The 4,712-nt window shown below is 72.4% G+C and carries 6 protein-coding genes; 1 reads left to right on the forward strand and 5 read right to left on the reverse strand.

What is annotated here, in order from left to right; all coding sequences use genetic code 11:
• The 5 genes from CVO76_RS15420 to CVO76_RS15440 all read right to left on the reverse strand — a co-directional run.
• On the reverse strand, positions 1-270 hold a 270-nt coding region (locus CVO76_RS15420), incomplete at its 3' end, for a hypothetical protein (RefSeq protein ID WP_208740018.1).
• A 102-nt stretch (positions 271-372) separates the two neighbouring features.
• Complete coding sequence (locus CVO76_RS15425) at positions 373-1,509, reverse strand: glycosyltransferase family 4 protein (RefSeq protein WP_208740019.1); 1,137 nt, start codon at positions 1,507-1,509, stop codon at positions 373-375.
• Positions 1,506-2,378 carry an alpha/beta fold hydrolase gene (locus tag CVO76_RS15430; protein WP_208740020.1) on the reverse strand — a complete coding sequence of 291 codons (873 nt, stop codon included), beginning with the start codon at positions 2,376-2,378 and terminating at the stop codon, positions 1,506-1,508. Before CVO76_RS15430 ends, CVO76_RS15425 begins: the two co-directional genes overlap by 4 nt.
• Entirely contained in the window at positions 2,378-3,211 is an 834-nt protein-coding gene (locus CVO76_RS15435; RefSeq protein WP_208740021.1) for an aldo/keto reductase, read from the reverse strand. The genes CVO76_RS15430 and CVO76_RS15435 overlap by 1 nt, the downstream gene beginning before the upstream one ends.
• 9 nt (positions 3,212-3,220) lie before the next feature.
• On the reverse strand, positions 3,221-3,928 hold the full coding sequence (locus tag CVO76_RS15440) for a TetR/AcrR family transcriptional regulator C-terminal domain-containing protein (RefSeq protein ID WP_208740022.1): 708 nt from the start codon (positions 3,926-3,928) through the stop codon (positions 3,221-3,223).
• 29 nt (positions 3,929-3,957) lie between these two features.
• On the opposite strand from CVO76_RS15440, the gene CVO76_RS15445 reads away from it, so the two are divergent.
• Positions 3,958-4,712: NAD(P)-dependent alcohol dehydrogenase (locus CVO76_RS15445; protein WP_244186026.1), on the forward strand; the 755-nt coding region annotated here is incomplete at its 3' end.

Consider the following 4,712-nt stretch of genomic DNA (forward strand, 5'->3'; position numbering starts at 1 on the left):
GCGGCGCCAGCCCTCGGAGTCGACCTCGATCACGAGGGGGACGACGGCCGCCACGCCCTGGCTCCGCAGCGCCTCCTCGATGTCCGGCGACGGTGCGGCGACCACGAAGGTCTCGCCGCGGTACAGGTCCGCCGTCGCGTTCACGAGCGCCACGAGGGCCTCGTGCCCTCGGCACCCGAAGCGCCCGGCGATCGGCAGCCGGGCCAGCCACGACGGCGGGATGCCCGCGTCGTCGACGAGGACGGCCGTCGCCGGGCACTGGAGATCCATGTCAGGAGCCTGCCCGGGGGAGCGGCTGGTGCCCCGCCGCTCCCCGGCCGGGAACCCCCGGTCGGGGAACCGGCGGTCGCGGGGTCCGTCGGGAAGGGCGCGTCATGAGCCCTTCGCCCCGTCCTCCGGCCTCGGGACCGGCCGGGTGCGCCCGCGTCGCCGCCGCCGGGTGTATTCGGACACCGCACGCCGGCAGGCACCCCGCAGCTGCTCCGCGGACACCTCCCAGGAATAGCTCCCTGCACGCTCGAGCCCGGCGCGGGATGCTGCGGCCCACCGCGCGGGGTCGTCGAGGCTCCGCACCGCCGAGGCCACGTCCTCCGGGTCCCCGGGATCGACGAACAGGGCTGCCTCGCCCCCGACCTCACGGAAGATCGGGATGTCGCTCGCGACGACGGGCGTGCCGGTGGCCATCGCCTCGATGATGGGCAGGCCGTAGCCTTCCGCCCGGGACAGCGTGAGCAGGGCCGTCGAGTCGTGGAGCAGGTCCTCGTACTCCGCATCCGTCACGCCCCCGTGGAAGACGATGCGTTGCTCGTCCGCCGCCAGGTCCGTGAGTTCGGCGCGGCGTTCGGGCGTGATGCGGCTGAGCAGGTGGAGCGTGTGCCGGGGCAGCAGGGCCATGGCGCGGACGAGGGTCTCGACGTTCTTGTACGGCATGAAGGAGCCCATGTAGAGCAGCGACGGCGAGCGCGGCGCGTCAGGGTCCCGCCGGCGTTCCGTGGGCTGCGGGGCGTTGCCGACGAGCAGGACGGGCCTGCGGGTGAGCCTGTGCTCCGCCATGAGGGCCGCCGTGGTGTCGGAGATCGTCGCGACCACGTCGGCCCGGTCGAGCAGCAGGCGCTGCGGCCAGTAGGCGAGATGGTACAGCCGCCAGAGCAGGCGCACCGGGAGGGGGAGGAAGGACGGCGGCATGGGGTTTTGGTAGTAGATCAGGTCGTGCAGCGTGAGGACGAGAGGGTATCTGCGGCCCCACGAGCCCATCGTCTGCATGGGGCACACGACGACGTCGGGCCGGAGGCGGTTGATGCGCCGGGCGACGAACAGTTCGGCGGGGGAGAGCGGGCTGTTGACCAGCACGGACGGCACGTCGGGCAGCAGGGCCAGCTGCCGGGGATCACTGACGAGCATGACGACGTCGTCCGTCTCCGCGAGCGCGGCGATCAGGCTCGCGCCGTACCGGCTGATGCCGTCGTGGTGGTCCGTGCGCGTGAAGCGCGCGTCGAACAGGATCCTCATGGGGCGGTGTCCTCCAGGAACTCCTCGATGATCAGCGCCGCTTCGCGCGGCTTCTCGTAGTGCACCAGGTGCCCGACGTCCGCGATGACCTCGAGCCGTGCGTGCGGGATGAGCCCTGCGAGGTCGCGCTGGCTCGCCACGGAACCGATGTCGTCCCGATCCGCCGCGATGAGCAGGACGGGCATTCGCAGGTCCGCGGCCCGGTCCCGCACGGTGCCCGAGATCGATGCCCGGAAGGCCTCGAGGACCACCCGACGGCCGGCGAAGGAACTGAAGTAGGCGTCGTGCTGCCCGTGGATCCAGCGTCGCAGGGTCCGGTCCTTCGTCTTGGCCATGAAGATGCTCATGCCGCGGACGATCACCGGATTCGCCAGGAGGGCGCGCCCGGCCGCCTCGGGCAGGCGGTCGGCGGCCACGTAGTATCCCTCGGCGAGCCGGGAGGCGGTGCGGCTGGGCCCCTCGAGCGCCGGAGCGCTGATGGGATTGACGAGGACCACGCGCCCGGCGAGGCCCGGGGAGCCGGCGGCGGCCTCCGCGGCCACGATCGAACCGAACGAGTGGCCGAGCAGGACGGGCGCGTCGGGAGCGAGGAGCCGGGTGCAGTCGCTGATGAAGTGGGCGTAGGTGGCTACGTCGTGCGTGCCGGCCAGCGCCTGGCCCTGCCCGAAACCGGGCAGGTCCGGCAGGATGACGCGGTGCCGGGGCAGCTCCTCGACGAGGCGCAGCAGTCCGTGGTGGTCGCCCCGGAAGCCGTGCACCATGACGATCGTCCCGCGGGGCGCCTCGCCGGGCGCCGTAACGGCGGGATAGTCCCAGATGCGCTGCAGGGTGCCTTCCCAGCGCAGGGTCCGGACCGTCGCATCGCGCATCAGCCGACCCGGTCGGGGTGCGAGCCGAATCGCTGGTCCCGGTCCAGCGCGTCGAGGGCCCCGACCTGTCCGTCGTCGAGCGCGAACCCGAGGATGTCGAGGTTGGAGCCGATCCGCTCCCGCGAACTCGCCTTCGGGATCGTGAGGATGCCCTGCTGCAGGTGCCATCGCAGGATCACCTGCGCCGGTGTCCTCCCGAGGTCGGCCGCGATGCGACCGACGACGGCGTCCCGCAGGACGTTGCCGCGGCCGAGGGGGCTCCATGCCTGGGTGGCGATGCCGTGCTGCGCGTGGAAGGCGCGCAGGTCGCGCTGCTGCAGGTAGGGGTGGAGTTCCACCTGGTTGAGGACCGGCACGACGCCGGTCTCGTCGAGCAGCCTCTCGAGGTGCGGCTGCTGGAAGTTGGAGACGCCGATGGACCGCACGCGTCCGTCGGCACGGAGGCGTTCGAGGGCGCGCCACGTCTCGACGTAGAGCCCCTTCGACGGGCAGGGCCAGTGGATGAGGTAGACGTCGAGCTCCTCGAGGCCCAACCGCTGCATCGTCGCGTCGAAGGCGCGCAGGGTGGCGTCGAATCCGTGGTCGTCGTTCCACACCTTCGAGGTGAGGAAGAGGTCGTCGCGGGCGCCGGTCTCGAGGTACGCGCGGGCGGCTGCTCCCACACCCTCCTCGTTGCCGTACAGGGCGGCCGTGTCGAGCAGGCGGTACCCGACGTCCAGCGCCGTCGAGCAGAGCCGGGCGGTGTCCTCGGGCGGGACCTTGTAGACGCCGTACCCGACGACGTCGATCGACGTCCCGTCGGCGAGGGCGGCGCGGGGGACGGAGGAGGTCATGGGGGAACTCTACCGAGGTCGTCCTGCGGCCGGTGCCCCCTCACCCGGTCCTGCGCGTCGTTCGGCGGGATCGATGCTGTCGAGGATCAGTCCCAGGCCGTGGTCGAACTCGTCCCCGAAGTCGTAGCCGGGCTGCAGCACGATCCCGGTGGCGATCTCCATCATCCAGGGGTACTGCCCGCCCGCGAAGTGTTCCATGATCGGCGCCGCGACGTCGGGGACGGACTCGGCGCCGCTGAGCGGCAGGGCGGCCTCCTGCAGGGCGAACCCGTAGAGGTAGCTGTCGAGCAGCGCGTAGGCGTGGGCCGTGGCGCGGAGCGTGAATCCGCCCGTGCGCAGCGTGCCCAGGGTCGCGTCGTGGTGCCGCAGGGTCGCCGGGCCCGGGCTCGTCCGCGACTCGAGCAGTCCCACCGCCCAGGGATGGCGGCGCAGTACCTCCCGCATCGAGCGGGCCCGGGCGAGCATCTCCTCGCGCCACGGGTTGCCGATCACGGGCAGGTGGACCTCCGCGAAGACGAGGTCCACGATGCCGTCGAGGATCCGCTCCTTGTTGGCGACGTAGTAGTAGAGGCTCATCGGCCTGCTGCCGAGCTCCCGTGCGAGCGTGCGGATGGTCAGGCCGGCGATGCCGTCGCGGTCCGCCAGGGCGAGCGCGCACTGCAGCACCCGCTCGCGCGACAGCGGGGTCCGTTCCCCCGGTTCCGTTTGTGCACTCATGGCGCTCCTGCCCCTCGTCTTTTCGTACAGTGTACGATACGGTGCTCGCAGGCGGGACGCACGGGGCGGGCGCCGGGAAGGCGATCATGCAGGAATCGATCGGCGGCAGGACGACGAGCGGAACCATGAGGGCGGTCGTCCACTCCGCGTACGGCGGCGCGGACGTGCTCGAACTGCGGGACCTGTCGGTGCCCGCGGTCGGGGCGGGGGAGGTGCTGGTCCGGGTCCGGGCCGCAGGGGTGGACCGGGGAGCCTGGCACATGATGACCGGCCTGCCGTACCTGGGGAGGCTCGCCTTCGGACTCCGCGGCCCGAGGAATCCCGTCCTCGGCATGGACGTGGCGGGCGTGGTGGTCGCGGTGGGCGGGCAGGTGTCGCGCTTCGCCGTCGGCGACGAGGTGTTCGGCGTGGGACGCGGGACGTTCGCGGAGTTCGCGACGGCGGCGGAGGGATCCCTCGTGCGCAAGCCGGCGCTCCTGTCCTTCGCCGAGGCTGCCGCCGTGCCCGTCTCGGGTGTCACGGCGCTGCAGGCGCTGCACGACGTCGGGCGGGTGCGCGAGGGCCAGCAGGTGGCGATCCTCGGGGCATCGGGCGGGGTCGGTAGCTTCGCCGTGCAACTCGCCCGGGCGGCAGGAGCGCAGGTCACGGCGGTCTGCAGCGACGCGAAGGCCGGGTATGTGCGCTCGCTGGGCGCCGGGTCCGTCCTCGACTACGGCGAGCGCGACTTCGCCGACTGCGGGACGGCGTTCGACCTCGTGGTCGACATCGGCGGCAGTCCGTCGGT

Origin of the sequence: Arthrobacter agilis, from assembly GCF_002953615.1 — a bacterium.
Classification (GTDB): Bacteria; Actinomycetota; Actinomycetes; order Actinomycetales; family Micrococcaceae; genus Arthrobacter_D; species Arthrobacter_D agilis_B.

Excerpts from the sequence above, each read along its gene's own strand:
- CVO76_RS15425 (WP_208740019.1), bottom strand. The coding sequence starts at position 1,509 with ATGAGGATCCTGTTCGACGCGCGCTTCACGCGCACGGACCACCACGAC.
- CVO76_RS15430 (WP_208740020.1), bottom strand. The coding sequence starts at position 2,378 with ATGCGCGATGCGACGGTCCGGACCCTGCGCTGGGAAGGCACCCTGCAG.
- CVO76_RS15435 (WP_208740021.1), bottom strand. The coding sequence starts at position 3,211 with ATGACCTCCTCCGTCCCCCGCGCCGCCCTCGCCGACGGGACGTCGATC.
- CVO76_RS15440 (WP_208740022.1), bottom strand. The coding sequence starts at position 3,928 with ATGAGTGCACAAACGGAACCGGGGGAACGGACCCCGCTGTCGCGCGAG.